General features: G+C 65.9%; 11 protein-coding genes. 7 read left to right on the forward strand and 4 right to left on the reverse strand.

The annotated features are described in order from the left end of the window. Positions 1–685 precede the first annotated feature (685 nt). From ACE191_RS15000 to ACE191_RS15020, 5 genes are all read left to right on the forward strand, one after another. Entirely contained in the window at positions 686–1,774 is a 1,089-nt protein-coding gene (locus ACE191_RS15000) for an ATP-binding protein (protein WP_400193050.1), read from the forward strand. A 45-nt stretch (positions 1,775–1,819) separates the two neighbouring features. Beyond that, the gene (locus tag ACE191_RS15005; RefSeq protein WP_400193051.1) at positions 1,820–2,257 is read left to right on the forward strand and encodes a hypothetical protein; all 438 of its coding nucleotides are present in this window, start codon (positions 1,820–1,822) and stop codon (positions 2,255–2,257) included. 23 nt (positions 2,258–2,280) lie between these two features. Beyond that, positions 2,281–2,700, forward strand: a complete 420-nt coding sequence (locus tag ACE191_RS15010; protein WP_400193052.1) for a hypothetical protein — start codon at positions 2,281–2,283, stop codon at positions 2,698–2,700. A gap of 220 nt (positions 2,701–2,920) precedes the next feature. After that, positions 2,921–3,556, forward strand: a complete 636-nt coding sequence (locus ACE191_RS15015; RefSeq protein ID WP_400193053.1) for a hypothetical protein — start codon at positions 2,921–2,923, stop codon at positions 3,554–3,556. Positions 3,557–4,012: 456 nt separating this feature from the next. Beyond that, on the forward strand, positions 4,013–9,562 hold the full coding sequence (locus tag ACE191_RS15020; RefSeq protein ID WP_400193054.1) for an Ig-like domain-containing protein: 5,550 nt from the start codon (positions 4,013–4,015) through the stop codon (positions 9,560–9,562). Positions 9,563–10,172: 610 nt separating this feature from the next. Here the strand turns inward: ACE191_RS15020 and ACE191_RS15025 are convergent. Next, positions 10,173–11,978 (reverse strand): peptidase, encoded by a 1,806-nt coding sequence (locus ACE191_RS15025; RefSeq protein ID WP_400193055.1) that lies wholly within the window; start codon positions 11,976–11,978, stop codon positions 10,173–10,175. Between the two features lie 418 nt (positions 11,979–12,396). Here ACE191_RS15025 and ACE191_RS15030 point away from each other — a divergent pair, with 418 nt between their 5' ends. Together ACE191_RS15030 and ACE191_RS15035 are read left to right on the forward strand one after the other, a co-directional pair. Continuing rightward, complete coding sequence (locus ACE191_RS15030; protein ID WP_400193056.1) at positions 12,397–14,562, forward strand: T9SS type A sorting domain-containing protein; 2,166 nt, start codon at positions 12,397–12,399, stop codon at positions 14,560–14,562. Between the two features lie 491 nt (positions 14,563–15,053). After that, positions 15,054–16,826 (forward strand): T9SS type A sorting domain-containing protein, encoded by a 1,773-nt coding sequence (locus ACE191_RS15035; protein ID WP_400193057.1) that lies wholly within the window; start codon positions 15,054–15,056, stop codon positions 16,824–16,826. Positions 16,827–16,932: 106 nt separating this feature from the next. Here ACE191_RS15035 and ACE191_RS15040 read toward each other — a convergent pair whose 3' ends face one another. The 3 genes from ACE191_RS15040 to ACE191_RS15050 form a co-directional block, all read right to left on the reverse strand. Further along, entirely contained in the window at positions 16,933–17,472 is a 540-nt protein-coding gene (locus tag ACE191_RS15040; protein WP_400193058.1) for a phage tail protein, read from the reverse strand. A 103-nt stretch (positions 17,473–17,575) separates the two neighbouring features. Continuing rightward, positions 17,576–18,115: a phage tail protein gene (locus ACE191_RS15045; RefSeq protein ID WP_400193059.1), complete on the reverse strand. Its 540-nt coding sequence runs from the start codon at positions 18,113–18,115 to the stop codon at positions 17,576–17,578. Positions 18,116–18,503: 388 nt separating this feature from the next. Beyond that, positions 18,504–19,157, reverse strand: coding sequence for a hypothetical protein (locus tag ACE191_RS15050; protein WP_400193060.1), 654 nt, complete (start codon positions 19,155–19,157; stop codon positions 18,504–18,506). Positions 19,158–19,161 lie beyond the last annotated feature (4 nt).

A 19,161-nucleotide genomic window follows, 5' to 3' on the forward strand; every position in this document is an offset into this window, starting at 1 on the left:
GCCAGCCGTGCGGCCTGGCTAAAGGAACTGCTGCGCTGCTGAGCCCGGGCCGAGGGCGCAACAACAAGCCACAGGGCCAGCGCGAGTACCCAGGTCAGAGTTTGGCGACAATCGGTTGGCCCCCCTGGTAGGGGGAAGATTCTGCCGGGCAGATGGTCGCGAGATAAGCAAGCAGGAGCGGGCCCGAAAACAGCGAGGCAGGCGGGTAAAACGTTAGGCATAGGGTTTCTGATTAGGAGAATTAGCAATTGGTAGGCTCACCGGCAGCCGCTGCGGCAAACCCGGCCAGCAGTTCACGCCCGGCGGCCCAGGCTTTATCCCAGGTGGGGAAACCGGTTGGCCGCCCGGGGCAGAGAAACCATAGCAGCAGCGGCCAGGCGACGTTGCATCGCGCGGAAAACAGACAGGTGGTAAGCGGGTAATAGCCGGGGTATAAAGGATAAAGGCCGGCCAGAGGGGGTAGAGGCAAGATGGGAGGATTATCCTGTTTATGCACCAGGTAGTGATAAAAATATTATCCGTGGTTGGTGCCCCGCCTACCGTACGCGCCGAAGTTGCCCTTTAACCCGGGGCTTGCCTTCGTCGTTATGCCGGGGTTGACGTACCAGCGGGTACTTCCGTTCCGGAACGTCGGGGCCGGCTTCAGCCGCCCTGCTTCTATTCCTCCTTCCTGCCCGCTGCCGCAATGCCCGAAACTGCTTTTCTTGCTGAGCATGTGGTGGAAAACCTCCGCCAGGTGTTCTTTGTGTACGACCTCGTGGCCCGGCGGCTGCACTACGTGAATGCCGCCTACGAAGCCGTGCTGGGTGGCCGCCGCGCCCAGGCCGCCCAGGAGCTGCCGGCCCTGCTCGCCCGCCTGCACCCCGACGACCGCGACTACGCCGCCGAGTGCTTTGCTAAGCTCAGCCAGGGCCGCCTGCACGAAGCGGTGGAAGTGCGCCTGCTCCACCCCGACGGGCAGCTGCAGTGGCTGTGCCTGAACGCGGCCCTGCACCCCCAGCCCGACGGCGGGCAGCTGCTGAGCGGGCTGGTGGAAGACGTTACCGCCGCCAAGGAGTACGCGCGCAACGCTGAGCGCTTCAACAACAAGAAGAACTCCACGCTCGAAATCCTCTCCCACGACCTGGCCGGGCCACTGGGCGTGATTCACAGCGCCGCCGCCGAGGTGCGCGCCCGCACCCAGCACCTGTCCGACCCCAGCCTGCACGAGCTGCTGCGCATCATCGAGCAAACCTGCCGCGAAAGCACCGACCTGATCCACGACTTCGTCGACCACGAGTTTCTGGAGTCGGTGAACGTGGAGCTGCGGCGCGAGCGGGTAAACCTGGTCGAGCGTGTGGGCATCACCATCGACAACTACCGCCGCCAGCAGCAGCAGCTGAACCTGCGCTTCACGCTGCAAGCCCACCCGGAAGCCATCTACCTGAGCATCGACGAAAACAAGCTGATGCAGGTGTTCAACAACCTGATCGGCAACGCCATCAAGTTCACGCCCGCGGGCGGCCACATTGCCGTAACCCTGCACGAGCACCCCGGGCACGTGCTCATCACGGTGGCCGACACCGGCATTGGCATTCCCGGCGAGCTGCAGTCCGGCCTGTTCGAGAAGTTTACCCGGGCCCGCCGCCCCGGCCTGCGCGGCGAGAAAACCACCGGGCTGGGCATGTCCATCATCAAAACCATTGTGGAGCTGCACCAGGGGCGCATCTGGCTGGAAAGCGAAGCCGGGCAGGGAGCCACGTTTTTTATCGAGCTGCCCCGGGAGGTAGAGTAGCGGCCGGCCCGAAACCCCGTATCTTCCCGCCCCAATTGGTGTGCTATGGTGTCGACTGAAGTGTTGCAGATTGAATACCGCGCCGATTTGTTGGTGCTGGTGGGGCGCTGGATGCGGCAGCCCACCGAGCAGGAGCTGCACGCGGGCTACGAGCAGCTGCTGGCCGCGGCCCTGGCCCAGGGCTGCCGGCTCTGGCTCATCGACGCGCGCCGCCGCAGCGACTCCAACAAGGGCCACTCGGCCTGGATGGTGCAGCATTTCTTTCCCCGGCTGGCCCAGCTCAACAGCGAGGTAAGCCTGGCCTACCTGTTTATGCCCCACCACCTGCGCGAAATTGAGCAGGACCCGCAGGTGCCGCCGCTGTCGTTTTTCGGTCACCTGCCCTACAAGGTGCAGCGCTTCACCGAGGAGCAGGCTGCCATGGCCTGGCTGGCCGACTGCCGCCGGCGCCTGCGGCCGGCCCCGGTGCCCCAGCCGTTGTAGTCCCGCGCGCCCCGACTTGTTGCATGCTGCTTACTCCGCTGCTCGCCGCCCCCGGCATTACCATCAGCTACGACGCCGATAACCGCTGGCTCTACGCCGACTGGCTGGGGGAGCACGACCAGGACTCGTCGCAGCGCTGCTGCCTGCTGCTGCTCGAGGCGCTGCGCGCCCACCCCTGCTCGCGCATTCTCAACGACAACTCCAACATCACCCGCACCAGCGTGCAGCTCACGCTCTGGGGCAGCTGGTGGCTCGACGAGATGCTGGCGGCCGGCCTGCGCCACATTGCCTGGGTATATCCCCGCGACTTTGCCGCCCGCCAGGCCACCGAGGCCGTGGTGCGCTTCATCCAGCGCCCCGTGGTAGCGACCTTCGACGACGTGGCCTCGGCCTACTTCTGGCTGCAGGCCCAGCCGGCGGGGGCTGAGGGGAAGGTTCGCTAGCACACCCCGCGTTGCGGCCGGTCACCGCACCGGATTAGCGGCCGGGTCTGCCGGTCTCGTCTGGTACCGGGCAAGCCGCCGGAGCCGGGCTGCCCTGGGCGGTGAAATGGCGAAGTCTCGCATATTGATGTGATTGGGCGGGCCGGGGGCGGCCTCTATCTTGCAGGCCCCGGGCCGGGCCTCGCCGGCGGGGTCTGTTCCTCCACTCTTCCTGCTTCTTATGTCGCGCTTTTCCTTCGCCGGCCTGGCCGCCGGGGCCGCAATGCTGGCCCTGTCGGCCTGCTCGGGCAACAACCCAGCCGCCACCGATACCCCCGCCGCCGACCCGGCCAGCAGCCCCGGCGCTACCTCGGCCGCGCCCACGCCCAGCACCGACGCGGCCGACCACTACACCGCGCCCGCCACGCCGGCCCCGGCGGTCAACCCCGAGGCCTTTGCCTTCACCCTCGACGGCGGCGCCTACGCCGGTCAGCGCGTAACCATTGCCCACCCCGCCGACGCGGCCACCCGCCCCGGCTCGGCCATCGGGTACTGGACCCAGCTCTCGGGCCGCGGCACCGAGCTCGACGCCAGCCACGAAAAGCCCACCGGCATCATTCTGCGCCTGCCCAACGCCGCCCGCAACCAGCCCGGTACCTACCCGCTGGCTACCAGCGCCATCGTGAGCAACGGCGAGGGCGCGGCCGGCGACATCACCATCGACAAGGGCACGGTTACCATCACCACCTACGCCGACCGCATCGTGGGCACCTTCGAGGGCACGGGTACTTACCTGGACCTGAAAAATAACATGAAGCAGACGCCCGTCACCATCAGCAAGGGCAGCTTCGACCTGGCCCGCGGCAACGACCGGTAAACCCGGGCTCGACGCCCTACGGTCCAGCTCTTTTTGAGGATTACTAACCCGGCCCCGACTGCCTCCGCAGCCGGGGCCGGGCGTTTCCGGGCGCATCCCCTCCTGGCCTGAATAGGATATAACCGTCGGGTGCTGGAAAAAAGCCGGGCTTATGTTGCGGGTGAATCTTGGGATTGTATATATTTGGCCACCTATTAAGAAACTTATATACTTTTCATGTCAGGCTCATTTTTCGTTTCAGAAAGCTATTTACCGTCGGCTGCCCCGGGCCTGAACCGGTTTTGCCTGCCCCCGGCCTTTTCCCGGGCATTCCCTGCCCACCGCTGCCCCGGGCGGTGGTCAGCCGCGTCGGCTTTCGCCGGCTCCAGAAGTTACTAGCTGCCATTCCCGCCGCCGCTTGGTGGCCGCGCAGCTACGCCTTTGCTTTTTCCTTCAATTCCTTACCACTCATCGTCCATGCAAAAACCTTACGCTACCCGGCCCGACACGCGAGGGGCCCGCTTATCAAGTAATTCTGCCCCGGGCGAGTCAGCCAGCCGGGGCGGACAATGGCGCCGACTGCTGCTGGGCGTAGGCCTGTGGGCCGGGGCCCTGGCCGCCCACGGGCAGGGTGCCAGCAAGCTGTACTGGGTGCAGAGCAGCGCCACGGCTAGCAGCGACGCACTGGTGGTGGCCAACCTCGACGGCTCGAACCCCACCGTGCTGGCCTCCGGCGCCGCCAACTTCGCCAACCCCCTCAACATTGCCGTGAACGTGGCCGCGGGCCACATCTACGTGGCCGACGCCAACGCCACCGGCGGCACCGGCATCACGCGCTACAACCTCGACGGCAGCGGCCGCACCGCCATTGCCGCCCACAACAGCGGCTGGCAGTACAACGATTTGCAGGTAGCCGGCGGCAAGCTGTACTGGGTGCAGAGCAGCGGGACGGCCAGCAGCGACGCGCTGGTGGTGGCCAACCTCGACGGCTCGAACCCCACCGTGCTGGCCTCCGGCGCCGCCAACTTCGCCAACCCCACGAACCTGGCCGTGGATGCCGTGGCCGGCTACATCTACGTGGCCGACGCCAACGTGACTGGCAACACCGGCATCACGCGCTACAACCTCGACGGCAGCGGCCGCACCGCCATTGCCGCGCCCGCAACTGGGGTGCAGTACAACGACCTGCAGGCGCTCAACAACAAGCTGTACTGGGTGCAGAGCAGCGCCACGGCTAGCAGCGACGCGCTGGTAGTGGCCAACCTCGACGGCTCGAACTCCACCGTACTGGCCTCCGGCGCCGCCAACTTCGCCAACCCCCTGAACTTGGCCATCAATACGGCGAGTGGGGTAATCTACGTGGCCGACGCCAACGCCACCGGCGGCACCGGCATCACGCGCTACAACCTCGACGGCAGCGGCCGCACCGCCATTGCCGCCCACAACAGCGGCTGGCAGTACAACGAGCTGGTGCTCGACGAGCAGGTGGCTACCTCGGTGTCGTCGATCAACCGGGTAGGCGCGGCCACCACCAACGCCGCCAGCGTGAGCTTCACCGTGACCTTTGCCCAGAGCATTTCGGGGCTGAGCACCGGCAACTTCTCCCTGACCACCTCGGGCCTGTCGGGTGCCAGCGTGAGCAGCGTGTCGGGCTCGGGCAGCACCTACACCGTGACGGTGAACACCGGCTCGGGCGACGGGACCGTGCGCCTGAACCTGCAGAACGCCAGCGGCCTGTCGGCCCCCGTAACGGGGCTGCCCTACACCAGCGGTCAGACGTACACCATCGACAAAACCGCCCCGGTGGTAACGGGCGTGACGGGCGGCGCTACCTACAACAGCAGCCGCACGATTTCCTTTAACGAGGGCACGGCCACGCTCAACGGCTCCGCCTTCGCCTCGGGCGGCAGCGTGAGCGGCACGGGCAGCTACACCCTGGTGGTAACCGACGCGGCCGGCAACGTTACCACGGTGGGCTTCAGCATCGACACCACGGCTCCGAACACGTTCATTGTGAGCGGCCCGCCGGCGCTGACCAACAGCCCCTCAGCCACCTTCGACTTCAGCAGCGACGAGTCGGGCGTGAGCTACCAGGCCAGCCTCGATGGCAGTGCCTTCGGCGCCGTTACCGACCCGATGACCTTCGTGGGTTTGAGCAGCGGCCCGCACAGCCTGGCCGTGCGCGCCATTGACGCGGCGGGCAACGTGGACGCCACCCCGGCTACCTACAGCTGGACCATTGACGCCGTAGCCCCCGCCGCCCCGGTGGCCATTGCGCCCGCCAACGGCAGCGTCACGGGCGACAACACGCCCACCTTCGTTGGCACGGCCGAGCCGGGCAGCACCGTCACCGTCATTGTCGACGGCAGCTCGGTGGGCACGACCACGACCACCGGCAGCGGCAACTGGGCGCTGAACCAGCCCAGCGCCCTGGCCGATGGCTCCCACACCGTTCGGGCCACGGCCACCGACGCGGCCGGCAACACCAGCCCCAGCAGCAATACCAACACTTTCATGGTGGATGCCACGGCCCCGGCGGCCCCGGTAGTGAGCAGCCCGGCCAACGGCCTGCAGACCGCCGACAACACGCCTACCTATAGCGGTACGGCCGAGTCGGGCAGCACCATTACCGTCGTGGTCGACGGCAGCGCCGTTGGTACCACTACGACCAGCGGGGCCGGCAGCTGGAGCTTTACCCAGGCCGTAGCCCTGGCAGAGGGCAGCCATACCGTGCGGGCCACGGCCACCGATGCGGCGGGCAACCTGAGTCCCCTCAGCAGCACCAATACCTTCGTAGTAGATACCCAGGCCCCGAACACGCTCATTGTGAGCGGCCCGCCGGCCTTGACCAACAGCCCCTCGGCCACCTTTGACTTCAGCAGCAACGAATCCGGTGTCAGCTACCAGGCCAGCCTCGACGGCAGTGCCTTCACCTCTGCCACCGACCCGGTAACCTTCAGCGGCCTGGCCGACGGGCTGCACACGCTGGCCGTGCGCGCCATTGACGGAGCTGGCAACGTGGACGCCACCCCGGCTACCTACAGCTGGACCATTGACGCCGTAGCCCCCGCCGCCCCGGTGGCCATTGCGCCCGCCAACGGCAGCATCACGGGCGACAACACCCCGGCCTACAGTGGCACGGGTGAGCCGGGCAGCACGGTAACGGTGATAGTGGATGGCATCTCGGTGGGCACCACCACTGCCAATGGCGCGGGCAACTGGGTGTTTACCCCGGTGACTCCCCTGGCCGAAGGCAGCCACACCGTGCGCGCCACGGCCGCCGACGCGGCCGGCAACACCAGCCCCAGCAGCAACACCAACACTTTCACGGTGGACACGCAGGCGCCCGCCGCGCCGGTAGTAGCCGGCCCGGCCAACGGCAGCACGACCGGTGACAACACGCCTACCTACAGCGGCACGGGTGAGCCGGGCAGCACCATTACCGTCGTGGTCGATGGTAGCGCCGTTGGTACAACTACCGTTAGCGGGGGCGGCAGCTGGAGCTTCACGCAGCCCACAGCCCTGGCCGAAGGCTCGCACACGGTGCGCGCCACCGCCACTGATGTTGTCGGCAACGTCAGCGTCAGCAGCAACACCAACAGCTTCGTAGTAGATGCCCAGGCGCCCAATACGCTCATCGTCTCGGGGCCGCCGGCCTTGACCAACAGCTCCTCGGCCACGTTCGACTTCAGCAGCAACGAGTCGGGCGTGAGCTACCAGGCCAGCCTCGACGGTGCCCCCTTCACCTCTGCCACCGACCCGGTAACCTTCAGCAGCCTGGCCGACGGCGCCCACACGCTGGAAGTGCGCGCCATCGACGCGGCTGGCAACGTGGACGCTACCCCGGCCAGCTACAGCTGGACCATCGACACCCAGGCGCCCACGGTAGCACTGGCCAGCCCGGCCAGCAACCCCACCGCCACCAGCCCCATTCCCGTCACGGTAACCTTCTCCGAAAGCGTAAGCGGCTTCAGCCTCGCCGACCTGGTAGTGGGCAACGCCACCGCGGCGAACTTCAGCGGCAGCGGCAGCAGCTACTCGTTTACCCTCACGCCCACCGGCCCCGGTCTGGTGACGGTGAACATCGGGGGCAACAGTGCGGTGGACGCCGCCGGCAACGGCAACGTGGCCGCTTCGCCCTTCAGCATTCAGTACAGCCCGCTGCCCAGCGTGCTGACCTGGACCGGCGGGGCCTCCACCAACTGGAACAGCGCCGCCAACTGGTCGCCCGCCCAGGTGCCCGCGGCCGACGACAACGTGCTCGTTCCGGCCGGAGCCCCGCGCTACCCCGTGCTGGCGGGCGGCGCCTTCGAGGCCCACAACCTGACGCTGGAAGCCGGCGCTACGCTCAGCCAGAGCGGCGGCACCCTGGAGGTAGCCGGCGCCTTCGTCAACAACGGCACCCTGAACGCCACCGGCGGTACCATTGCCCTGTCTGACACCGTGGCCCAGACCATCGGCGGCAGCAGCACCAGCCGCTTCTTCAACCTCGCCGTGGGCGGGGCCGGGGCCCAGCTGGCCGGCCCGGTGCAGGTGCAGCGCCTGCTCACCCTCGACGGCAGCCTGAATACCAACGGCCAGGCGTTTACCCTGCTCTCCGACGCCGACGGCACGGCCATGGTGGTCAACCGCGGCGGCACGGTCAACGGCACGGCCACGGTGCAGCGCTACATTACGCCCGCGCTCAACCCCGGCCCCGGCTACCGCCATTACTCGGCCCCGGTGAGCAACACCACCGTGGCCGACCTGGCCACGCCGGGCTTCACGCCGGTGGTGAACCCGCAGTACAACAGCTCGCCCAACCCCGGACTGGTGACGCCCTACCCCACGGTGTTCGGCTACAACGAAAGCCGCCTGACGGGCAGCTCGGCCACCACGGCCGGCTTCGACTTCGGCTGGGAGTCGCCCACCGCGCTCAGCTCGCCGCTGCTGCGCGGCCGCGGCTACACCGTCAACATCCCCGCTTCGCAGACGGTGGACTTCGTGGGCACGCTCAACAACGGCGACGTGCCGGTGGGCCCGCTCACCCGCGGTGCCACCGCCAACTCGGGCTGGCATTTGCTGGGCAACCCCTACCCGTCGCCCATCGACTGGGATTCGCTGGCCCGCCCGGCCGGCATGATGAACGCCGTGTACGTGTACCGCTCCAACGGCCAGTACAGCGGCAGCTACGCCAGCTACGTGAACGGCATCGGCAGCCTCTCGGGGGGCGTGATTGGGGCCATGCAGGGCTTCTTCGTGCGCACCACCCAGGATGTGCCTGCCTTTAGCTTCCAGAACGCCGCCCGCCTCAGCACCTACGCCGACCCGGCCTTTTACCGCGGCGCCGCCACCGAGCAGCGCCCGGTCGTGCAGCTCAGCGCTACCCACGCCCTGAGCCAGCAGCAGGATGAGGCCTTCGTGTACCTGCAGCCCGGCGCCAGCCCCGCCGTGGAGGCCGCCCACGACGCCGTGAAGCTGCCCGCCGGTCCGGTGCGCCTCTACACCCTGGCCGGTACCGAGGCCCTGGCCATCAACGGCCTGGCGCCCGCCGCCACCCAGCAGGTACCCCTGGTAATTGAGGGTGCGGCCGGCAACTGGCAGCTCAGCGTGGCCCAGCTGCTGAACGCCACCGACCTGAGCGTGGAGCTGGAAGACCGCGTGCGCGGCCTGCGCCAGCCCCTGAGCGCCGGCAGCCAGTACGCCTTCGCCCACAGCGGCGGCCACAGCGGCACGCGCTTCGTGCTGCACCTGAATGCCAGCCGGGTGCTGGCCCAGAAAGCCGCCAACACCCTCGCGGCCGACGTGTACCCCAACCCGACCCGCAACGGCCAGGGCCTGCGCATCAGCGCCAGCGGCCTGAGCAGCCAGCCCCTGCAGCTGGCCCTCTACAACAGCCTGGGCCAGCGCGTGGCCAGCCAGGAGGCTCGTCCGCAGGGCGGCACCGTGCGCGAAACCCTGGTTACCCAGCACCTGCCCGCCGGCGTGTACACCCTGCGCCTGACCTCGGGCACCCAGCAAACCGTGAAGAAAGTCGTGGTGGAATAGAGTAGTTGCACCCACTTTCCCGGCAAAAAGTCCGGCTCCCCTGGAGCCGGACTTTTTGCGTTTTGGGGAGACTCCCCGGCCACTCTGGGCTTATTCATCCGCAGGCACGCGCGTATCCTACGTCAGCACGCATATACACCATGTCAGCCGGCATTTACCCGTGGTCAGCAAACCCTTACGGTGCGTCAGCAGGCATTTACACCATGTCAGAAGACCCTTACGGCACGTCAGCACGCATTTACAGCACGCTATGGGGCATTTACGCGATGTCAGTACGCATTTACAGCACGTCAGCGGGCGTTTACGCTACGTCAGCGCGGTTCTATTCGAGCCGAGCGCGGTTTAACAGCACCGGAGCATGGTTTTACCGACCCCGGAGGACGGTTTTACAGCACCGGAGTTTGGTTTTACAGCTGCCGAGCGCGGTTCTAATCGACTGGAGCATGGTATAACAGCTGCCGAGTACGGTTCTAATTGACCCGAGCACGGTTTAACAACTGCCAAGCGCGGTTCTGATTGAGCCCGGGGGGGCTGGTGCCCATGCAAAAGCCCGCTCCAGGCCGCGGTGGGCCGGAAGCGGGCTGATGGAGTTGCCGGAGGGCGGGAAAGGCTAGAGGTTCTTCATCCAGGCCTGGCGCAGGGTTAGCTGGGCGGGGCCGGCGTCGGGCTGGGCCGCGAAGTGGTAGCGCTTGATTTCCTCTTTTTCCTGGGTGCGGCAGCGCACCTTCTTTTCGGCCCCATCGCGGCGCACGGTCAGCTCCACTTCCGAGCCGGGCGGGCGGCTCTGCAGCTCGGCGAAGGTGGCCGCCAGCGTTTGGGGCGTCACGGCGGTGCCCGCAAAGGCCACGAAGGCGTCGCCCGGGGCCACGCCGCAGGCCTGCAGGGCCGGGCTCACCTGGGTAAACTGCACGCCGCCCCCGGCCTGGGCCGCGTAGCCGTTGGTGCCCAGCGAGGCGAGCTTGCGCCCGGTGCGGTGCGCGGCCTCGTAGCGGATGCCCACCTTGGCGAAGTACTCCTGCAGCGGCAGGGGCTCGGCGTTCTGCACGTAGCGCCGGAAAAAGTCGCCGATTTCGGGGTAGGTCAGCCGGGTGAAGTCGTCGAAGAACGTTTGCTCGCTGATGGGTTTGCTGGGGCCGTACTGGCGCGTGAGCTCCAGCAGCACCTCGCGCAGGCCGCGCTTGCCGCCGCTAAGCTCCAGCAGGCGCAAGTCGAGCAAACCCGCCGTCATAGCCCCGCGCTGGTAAATGTTGCCGTACTGCTGCTGGCCCTCGTCGGAAAACGAGCGCAGCCCCAGCCGGGTCAGCGAGTAGGTGGTGTCGGCCCGCAGGTGGTCGTAGGCCACTTTGTTGTGCAGGGTGTTCAGGTACTGATCGAGCGGTACCAGCCCGGCGCGCAACTGCATGGCGTGGGCGGCCCACTCCGTCACGCCCTCGTACAGCCACAGGTGCTGCGAGCCGGTGGGTTGCACGAAGTTGAACTGCTCAATCACCTCCGAGTGCAGGTTCAGCGGCGTCACGATGTGAAAGAACTCGTGGGCCGCCATGTCGGTAATGGCCTGGGCCACGTCCGGGGTCAGCGGCTTTTCCTGCAGGGTGTATTCCGAGCTGTAGGAGTGCTCCCAGGCACCCTGGTCCTGGTCTTCGAAGTGGTAGAGAAAGGCGTAGCGCTTCACCGGCAGCTCCACCAGGAAGCTCTGGGCGGCCTTGAGCATTTGCTGCATGTGGCCCAGCAAGGGCTCGGCCTTGATCTGGTCGGTTTTGGAGTAGCAGTACAGGGCCACTTCGGCGTCGCCCAGCTTGGTGCTGGCCTCAGTGAGGCGGCCCAGCAGCAGGGGCGAGTCCACGGCGTGGTCGTAGCTGCGGGCGTGGTAGCGGCCCTGCGCGTCGGGCACCAGCGCCGAGCCGGCCTTCCACTCGCGGGGGTAGTTCACTTTGATGCTCAGCGGCCGCGCCTGCATGCCCTGGGGGTAGCCCACCAGCGTGTGCCAGTTGAGCAGGGCATGGTCGGTTTCCAGCGACGAGCCGCACATGCGGTAGATGCGGTGCTCCGATACCGGCGTATCCCAGGTTTCGGCCACGGTGTAGCGGATTTCGCGGGTTTTATCGGGCCGCGCCAGCTGCCACTGGTTGGCCGACAGCTGCTTCACCTCCAGGCTGCGGCCCTTGCCGTCGAAGGCCTCGAACTTGCGCACGAAGCGGCCGATGTCCATCACCTGGTAGGTGCCCGGCGCGGTGGAGGCAAACTGGTACACGCTCTGGTCTTTCTTGAGCTTGGGCAGCTGCAGGGTCACCCGAAACTCGTTGGTGCTGACGGTGGGGTCGATGTCGACGGTGTAGGCCAGCTCTTGCTGGGCCAGGGCCGGGAGGGTGGCGCCGAGCAGGCCGGCCAGCGCACCCAGGCGGGAGAAAATAGTCATGGCAAAAACGGGTCGATTGGGCAACGGATGCGCAAACCTAGGCAGGCGTTGCGTGCCCGCGCGCTATTTCCCGGCGCGCCGCTCCATCAGCTGGCCAGGTAGACTAGATGTATAATTGAATATAAGTAATGTAGTTGTGATGGTATGCAATGTTTATTGGAGTTTATGTGGGTTGATATAGTTATATTTTTGTCAAGAATTGGTTAGGGGATTTGAGTCATAAAAGCTTAATGCTTGTGTAATCGAAAATATAGGCTTAAGAAGGTAAAATGCTGTTATTTTCGATGAATAGTTGCATCAATATGCACTTTAATAAGAAAGTGATAGGACGCGCTGTTGCGGGCTGATTTTCCTTCATCTTCCTTTAGGTACCTGCTTGGGTACTGTTTTACTCTTTCACCTTCTCGTTTGATTGCGTATGAAAGCAACTTGTACTCTTCTGTTAAAGGCGGCCTCGCCGCGCGCGCGCCGCTGGGGCCTGATTATGCTCACCTGGGGCTCGTCGTGGCTGCCGGCCGCCGGGCAAACCACGCCCCCGGCCTTTCCCCGCAACGAGTCGTTCAAGGACGCGGGCGCGAGCAACTTCAGCTTTGGGGGCTCGGCCCGCCTCACCGGCGTGGGCGGCAGCCAGGACCCCGTGGGCCAGGGCTACCTGCGCCTGACCGACGCCGTGACCAACCAGGCCGGCTACGTCATCGACAACGTGGGCTTCCCGGCCGGGGCAGGCTTCACCATCTCGTTTGAGTTCTTTTCCTACGGCAAAACCACCGCCACCGGCGCCGACGGCTTCAGCGTGTTCCTGGTCGATGCCAACCAGCCCGGCGGCTTCCGCATCGGGGCCTCGGGCGGCTCGCTGGGCTACGCCCAGAAAACCGTTTCCCCGGCGGCAGCCGGCGTTTCCAACGGCTACATTGGCATCGGCATCGACGAGTTCGGCAACTACTCCAATGGCCAGGAGGGGCGCTCGGGCGGCGCCGCCAGCCTCGATGCCACCGGCAAGGTACCCAACGGCATTGCCATCCGCGGCGCCGGCAACGGCTCGGCGGCCACCGACTACCCCTACCTCACCGGCACCCAGCCCGGCGACCTGACCTTCGCCCTCGACGTGCCCACGGCCCGTGCCCAGCCCGGCGCGGCCGACTACCGCCGCGCCTTCATCGACGTGGTGCCCAGCACCAGCGGCGGGCTCACCACCTACCGCATCACCGTGCGCATTCAGCACGGCGGCGCCGTGAAGACGGCCATCGACAACTTCACCGTGCCGGCTCCGCCCCAGAACCTGCGCCTGGGCTTTGCTGGCTCGACCGGCGGCAGCACCAACGTGCACGAAATCCGCAACCTGAACATCGTGCAGGTGCCGTTTGCCAACACCGACGTGGCCAGCACGGCCTACAACAGCCCGCTCACGCTGAACGTGCTCGACAACGACCAGGCCCCCGGCAGCAGCATCGACGTGGCCTCGGTGGACCTCGACCCCAACGCTCCCGGCCGCCAGACCACCCTGAGTCTGCCCGGTCAGGGCACGTTCAGCGTCGACGACCTGGGCGCGGTAACCTTTGTACCCTCGGGCGACTTTGCCGGCACCGTAACGGTGCCCTACACCATGCAGTCGATTCTGGGCGCCGACTACACCTCCAGCCCGGCCAACATCCGCCTCACCGTGCAGGGCGCCGACGTGGCTACCACCGTGGCGGGCCCGGCCGTGGCCACGGCCGGCACCACCGTTACCTATGCCATGACCACCGAAAACCGCGGCTCGGTGGCTGCTCTCGATGTCGAGCCCAAGCTGAAGCTGCCCGCCGGCCTGCCCGCCGGCAGCGTGAGCGGCGGCAGCTACGACCCCATCAGCGGCTGGGTGAGCTTCGACCCGGTTTCGACCTTGGGCAGCAACGCGCCGGCCGTGAGCAACTCGGTGAGCTTCGTGGCACCCACTACCGGGCCGGTGACCGGGCTGGCCTCGGCCACCTCGGCCGTGGTACCCGACCCCACGCCCACCAACAACAACGCCTCGGTTACCACCAGCATCAACGCCCCGCTGCCGGTCACGCTGACTCGCTTCGAGGCCCAAACCGACGGCCGGGACGCCGTGCTGAGCTGGGGTACGGCCCAGGAGCAGGACAACGACCGGTTTGAGGTGGAGCGCTCCGCGGGTGGGGCGTTTGAGCGGGTGGGCACCGTGGCCGGCCGCGGCACCACGGCCGAGCCGGGCAGCTACCGCTTCCGCGATGCGGGCGCCGCCGCGCTGGGCGCCGCTACCGTGCACTACCGCCTGCGCCAGGTCGACCACGACGGCACGGCCACCTATTCGCCCATCCAGGCCGTGCGCTTTGAGCGGGCGACGGCCGCCGCGCTGACGGTGTACCCCAACCCGGCTCCCGCCGCGGCCTGGCTCGACCTGAGCGCCGCCCCCGCGGGCAGCTATCAGGTGCGCGTGCTCGACCTCGCGGGCCGGGTGCTGCACACGGCTACGCTCAGCGGTGGGGCACACCACGAACTGGCCGTGCAGGCCCTGCAGCCCGGCACCTACCTCGTGCAGGTGCGCGGCGCGGCCCTCGCCCGCACGCTGCCGCTGGTGCGCCACTAGCGCCTGCAGCCCACCAGCTAAAGCCGGCGCCGTCTCCCGATTCGGGGGCGGCGCCGGTGGCGTTTCGGGCGGTTTCAGTGCGGGCCCAAGCGGGTAGAATGGGCTCGATTCGGGCGGCGGTTGGCGCTAAATAATTATTGATAAAATTATATAAAATTATTTTTAATAAAAGCCTTGTTGACTTGGTTCGAAACAATACATTTGGGGGCCGGGCTGCCTTAGCGCCCGGAATTATTACGCTCCACTACTCCCACACACCTGTTGCTGACTTCCTGATTTAGTGCAATGAAAATTGCGCCGTTGGGAAGCTGTGTTCGTCCTCTACAGCGGGGCTTTCGGGCTCGGCTGATTTTAGGGTTTTTCACCACAGTCAACAGCATGCGCATGGTAGCAGCAGCAGCGGGCAGGGCCCGCGAGACAGGAGGCCAAGGGCTTCAGGAGCTCCCCGTTGATTATTCCTCTTTTTCCATTCCTTTTTACGCTTACCGCTTATGTACAGAAATACGCTTATCGGTCTGACTGCTGCCGTGGCCCTGCTGGGCTTGTGCCCCGCAGGTTCCCAGGCTCAGACCTTGTATGATGCCGCCACGCCCTATCAAACGGCCCACGGCAGCGCCTCTTCTTACCGCACTTTCAACATGGGCACCGACGTGTACCGTCTGGCCAAGGCCGCCCGGGTGCAGGTCATGGTCTACGACGTGGACATGTCGGGCGACGGCACGCCCGACAACGTGATGCTGTCTTGGAACCACAGCGGCAACCAGGGTGCCCTCAAGCTCAGCAGCACCAACCCCCACAACCTAGCCGACCCCGACGTGGTGCTCACCTACGAAGGCAGCTCGCTGTTTGCCAAGGTGGTGTTTCTGCAGCAAAATCCCTCCACGGGCAAGTGGCGCACCCGCTACCAGGTGTTTAAGTGGAACGGCAGCAGCTTCGTGCCCTTCCACACCCCCGTCGACCTGGGCCAGACGGTGAACAGCGTGGGTGAGCTGCGCGACCACGCCTCGCCCAACATCGACGCTAACAGCAGCGGCTACACGGCCATCGTGTGGGAGGAATCGATTATTGAGAAAAGCCACGTGGTGGTAACCTCGGCTTCGTACTCGATGGCGTACGACGTGGACGTGCGCTACGGCTTCGGCTACGCCACGGTGCTGCACATGGGTGATACGCCTAATATCAGCCAGCTGCCCCAATGCAGCCGCGGCGCCATCATCTCCGGGCCGGTGCGCTTCCTTGACCAGTCCCTCTCGCCCGACGTGGCCGTGGGCAGCGGCAGCGACAACTACATTTCCTTCGTGTACAACCGCGCCTACGTCGACTTCAAAACCCACCAGCAGGTTTCGCTGCTCACCGTGCGCCAGACTCAGTTCCAGGGTACCTGCAACGGCGACCTGCAGGCGGAGTTCGTGGAAGTAGACCGCGGCGAGTGGGGCATTGGCCTCGGCGCCCCGCGCATTGCCGCCAGCCCCGACCCCAACCGGCCGCTCGACGTGGAAGTGGTGGGCAACTGGGCCGGGGGCGAGTGTGTGGTCAACCGCGGGCCGGTTTCGTACTGGGGCATCAGCAACGTAGGCAAGTCCAACGGCGCGTTCCGCGCCAACGTGAGCCCGGTGACGCCCGACGTGGACCGTGAGCGGTACTCGGGTGAGGCCGTGGTAAGCTACAGCGGCGACAAGGCTGACAGCCACTACACCGTTGCCTGGACCGGTCAGAACTACCCCAACATCGGCGAGGGCCAGGACGTGTGGGCCCGGCAGATGGAAGCCGGCAACATCGTACACGAGGGCATCAGCCGCGTGCACACCGACCCCAAAGGCACGCAGCGGGTACCGGCCATTGCCGGCCGCTACCTCTATGGGCAGACGCAGTACGCCTATGCCAATGAGAATGGCGGCAACGAAATCCGCTACACGCTGACCTGGAATACGGCCGGTGCCGGCGCCCTGCGCCAGGCCGGCAGCCAGCCCGGCGCCGGGGGCCTCGAAGCCGCGCCCGACATGGAGCTGCGCGCCTTCCCGAACCCCGCCAGCCAGGCGCTGTCGTTTGAGTTCTGGATTGAGCCCCGGGAGCAGGCCCAGGCCATCGAAATTGTGGACCTGATGGGCCGCCGCCTCGACCGCATTGCCCTGGACGCCCAGGCTACCGGCCGCCAGCAGGTGCGCTGGGCTAATGCCAAGCAGCTGCCGGCCGGCACCTACACCGCCCGGCTCGTGACTTCCCAACGCACTAAGTCGGTGCGGGTGGTAAAAGCGGCCGAGTAGTTTGCCCATCGGTTGAGCCGAAACCGTAAAAAGGCCCGTCCTGCTTGCAGGGCGGGCCTTTTGGCTTAGCCGCCGCGCAACGGCAGCGGAGTTGAGCGGCGAAGCGTTAGCTGCGCGAGGGGTAAATACCCTCCAGGCAGATGATGTAGTTCAGCGCCAGGTAGGGCTGGAGGTTTTCGTGGGGCATGTTGCCGCCCGAAACACCCACCGAAGCCGGGTTCAAGGTGGTGTCGGGAGCGGTGCCGAAGGCGTTGACGGTGACTTCCTCGCCGCCACCGGTGGAGCCCACGGGCAAAGCCAGCACGCCACCGGCCGGGGCGTTGGTGGCGCCGGGCTGGCTGCTGGCGTTCAGCATATGAGTGTGGGCCGGCATCTGGTTGGCCAGCAGCGTCACGTTCTCGGTGCCAGCCATCTGGCCCTGCACGTAGTTGCTCAGCCCCGGGCCCTGGCCCATGCCCACGGCCACGCGGCTGCGCAGGTCGGGCAGCCCGAAGGTGGTGACGCCGTCGCCGCCGTAAGTGGTACCCAGAATCGAAAACAGCGCTGAGTTCTGGGCAATGGACATGAGCTGGCCGTTGCAGAAGGCCCAGCCCTGGGGGGCAAAGTTGCCGCCGAATAGCTTGATGATGCCGATGAATTCTTCCATGCGAAAAAAGGGGAGAGGGTTAGGGAGAAGAGAAAAAAGTTGAGTTGAATCGGCCGGGCCGGCCAGCGCTGCACGGCGGATAGGCCGATTGAAAAGCCGTTGGTTAGCTGCGGGGCGGGAAGTAGCCCCGCAGGCAGATGATGTAGTTGAGGCCCAGGTTGGGTTGGCGGTTTTCGTGGGGTTGGCTGCCACCGCCCGCACCAATTGCCAGGGGCGACATCTGGGTGTCGATAGCCGAGCCAAAGGCGTTGACGGTGACTTCCTCGCCGCCGCCGGTAGAGCCCACGGGCAGGGCCAGCACGCCGCCGGCCGGGGCGTTGGTGGCGCCGGGCTGGCTGCTGGCGTTCAGCATATGAGTGTGGGCCGGCATCTGGTTGGCCAGCAGCGTCACGGTTTCCGTGCCGCCCATCTGACCCTGCGAGTAATAGCTCAAGCCCGGGCCCTGACCCATGCCCACCGGCACGCGGCCGCGCAGGTCGGGCAGCCCGAAGGTGGTGCGGCCGTCGCCGCCGTAGGTGGTGCCCAGAATCGAAAACAGCGCCGTGTTCTGCGAAATAGCCATGAGCTGACCGTTGCAGAAGGCCCAGTTCTGGGGCGCGAAGTTGCCCGCAAACAGCTTGATAATACCGATGTATTCGTCCATCAGAAGAGGAAAAGGTGAAGTGGAAAAAAGGAAGAAGCAGGCAAGAGTCGGCCGGGCCCATCGGCTGGGCCGGGGCAGACAGGCAGAAACAAGGCAACCGGAAACCGGAAGGATTTTTAGCGGATGGGAGTAGTCAGCAGCAGATGAAAAGAAACGTGGAAAGCGGGGTAAGAATGACTAGTGGTAAGCGGACCAGGTAGGAGGTGGGGCGCGTCGTAAAATAGTAGTGCGGCAATATAGTATGAATAAATAGAACTGGTAGCACTAAATTGAAAAGCCAGGCTGGAAATTCTGACGCCCATTTCGGGGCGTCGATTCGGGCGGGCCGCAACAAAAAAAGCGTCCTGCCAAAAATGGCAGGACGCTTCCTAGGGCGGGGCGGGTTGGCCTACGAGCGGGCGTAGGGGAACATCTTGGAGCACTTGCGCATAATGGCGTTGATGATGGTGCTCGTATCGGAGCCCAGGCCGCGCGAAAGGCTCTTGTCGTACTTCCACAGCAGCTCGCCGGTGGCCCCGTCGTTGATGCTGATGCTGGTGCGGCCCGAGTTGGTGGGGCCCGACATGCCCACCAGCACCGTCATGGCCACGGCTGCTCCGTCCGACATGGGCTTATCGGTGACGAAGGTGCCGGAAACGACGCCATCCACCCCCAGAATCTTGGCCAGCTCCTCGCTGGTTTTGGTGGCCATGTTGTCGGGCGTCACCCCGGCCTTGGCCAGCAGGGTATTGGTTTTGTTGATGTCCTGGAAAGTCACCGTGAAGTGGTCGGAGCTTTGGTGCTTCAGAAAGTAGGTGTGCAGGGCGCTCTGCACGTTTTTGCCTTCCTGCAACTCCTGCTCGTGCAGGGACTCGGGCGTCATGCCCTTGGGCAGGCGCTTGGTGGTCATGGTCACGGCAAAGGGCAGAATGGCCAGCTGCTTGTGGTTCTGGGCCAGGGTCTTGAACTGCGGGCTTTCGTAAATCTCGCGGCTCTGGGCCGAGGCGCTGAAGGAGGTGGCGGCCAGCAGCACGGCGGCCAGCAGGAGACGGAAGCGTTTCATAGCG

The organism is Hymenobacter sp. B81 (assembly GCF_044628455.1).
GTDB lineage: Bacteria > Bacteroidota > Bacteroidia > Cytophagales > Hymenobacteraceae > Solirubrum.

What these genes read in the sequence shown, in the direction of transcription:
- ACE191_RS15000 (WP_400193050.1), top strand. Translation starts at nt 686, where the DNA reads ATGCCCGAAACTGCTTTTCTTGCTGAGCATGTGGTGGAAAACCTCCGC.
- ACE191_RS15005 (WP_400193051.1), top strand. Translation starts at nt 1,820, where the DNA reads ATGGTGTCGACTGAAGTGTTGCAGATTGAATACCGCGCCGATTTGTTG.
- ACE191_RS15010 (WP_400193052.1), top strand. Translation starts at nt 2,281, where the DNA reads ATGCTGCTTACTCCGCTGCTCGCCGCCCCCGGCATTACCATCAGCTAC.
- ACE191_RS15015 (WP_400193053.1), top strand. Translation starts at nt 2,921, where the DNA reads ATGTCGCGCTTTTCCTTCGCCGGCCTGGCCGCCGGGGCCGCAATGCTG.
- ACE191_RS15020 (WP_400193054.1), top strand. Translation starts at nt 4,013, where the DNA reads ATGCAAAAACCTTACGCTACCCGGCCCGACACGCGAGGGGCCCGCTTA.
- ACE191_RS15025 (WP_400193055.1), bottom strand. Translation starts at nt 11,978, where the DNA reads ATGACTATTTTCTCCCGCCTGGGTGCGCTGGCCGGCCTGCTCGGCGCC.
- ACE191_RS15030 (WP_400193056.1), top strand. Translation starts at nt 12,397, where the DNA reads ATGAAAGCAACTTGTACTCTTCTGTTAAAGGCGGCCTCGCCGCGCGCG.
- ACE191_RS15035 (WP_400193057.1), top strand. Translation starts at nt 15,054, where the DNA reads ATGTACAGAAATACGCTTATCGGTCTGACTGCTGCCGTGGCCCTGCTG.
- ACE191_RS15040 (WP_400193058.1), bottom strand. Translation starts at nt 17,472, where the DNA reads ATGGAAGAATTCATCGGCATCATCAAGCTATTCGGCGGCAACTTTGCC.
- ACE191_RS15045 (WP_400193059.1), bottom strand. Translation starts at nt 18,115, where the DNA reads ATGGACGAATACATCGGTATTATCAAGCTGTTTGCGGGCAACTTCGCG.
- ACE191_RS15050 (WP_400193060.1), bottom strand. Translation starts at nt 19,157, where the DNA reads ATGAAACGCTTCCGTCTCCTGCTGGCCGCCGTGCTGCTGGCCGCCACC.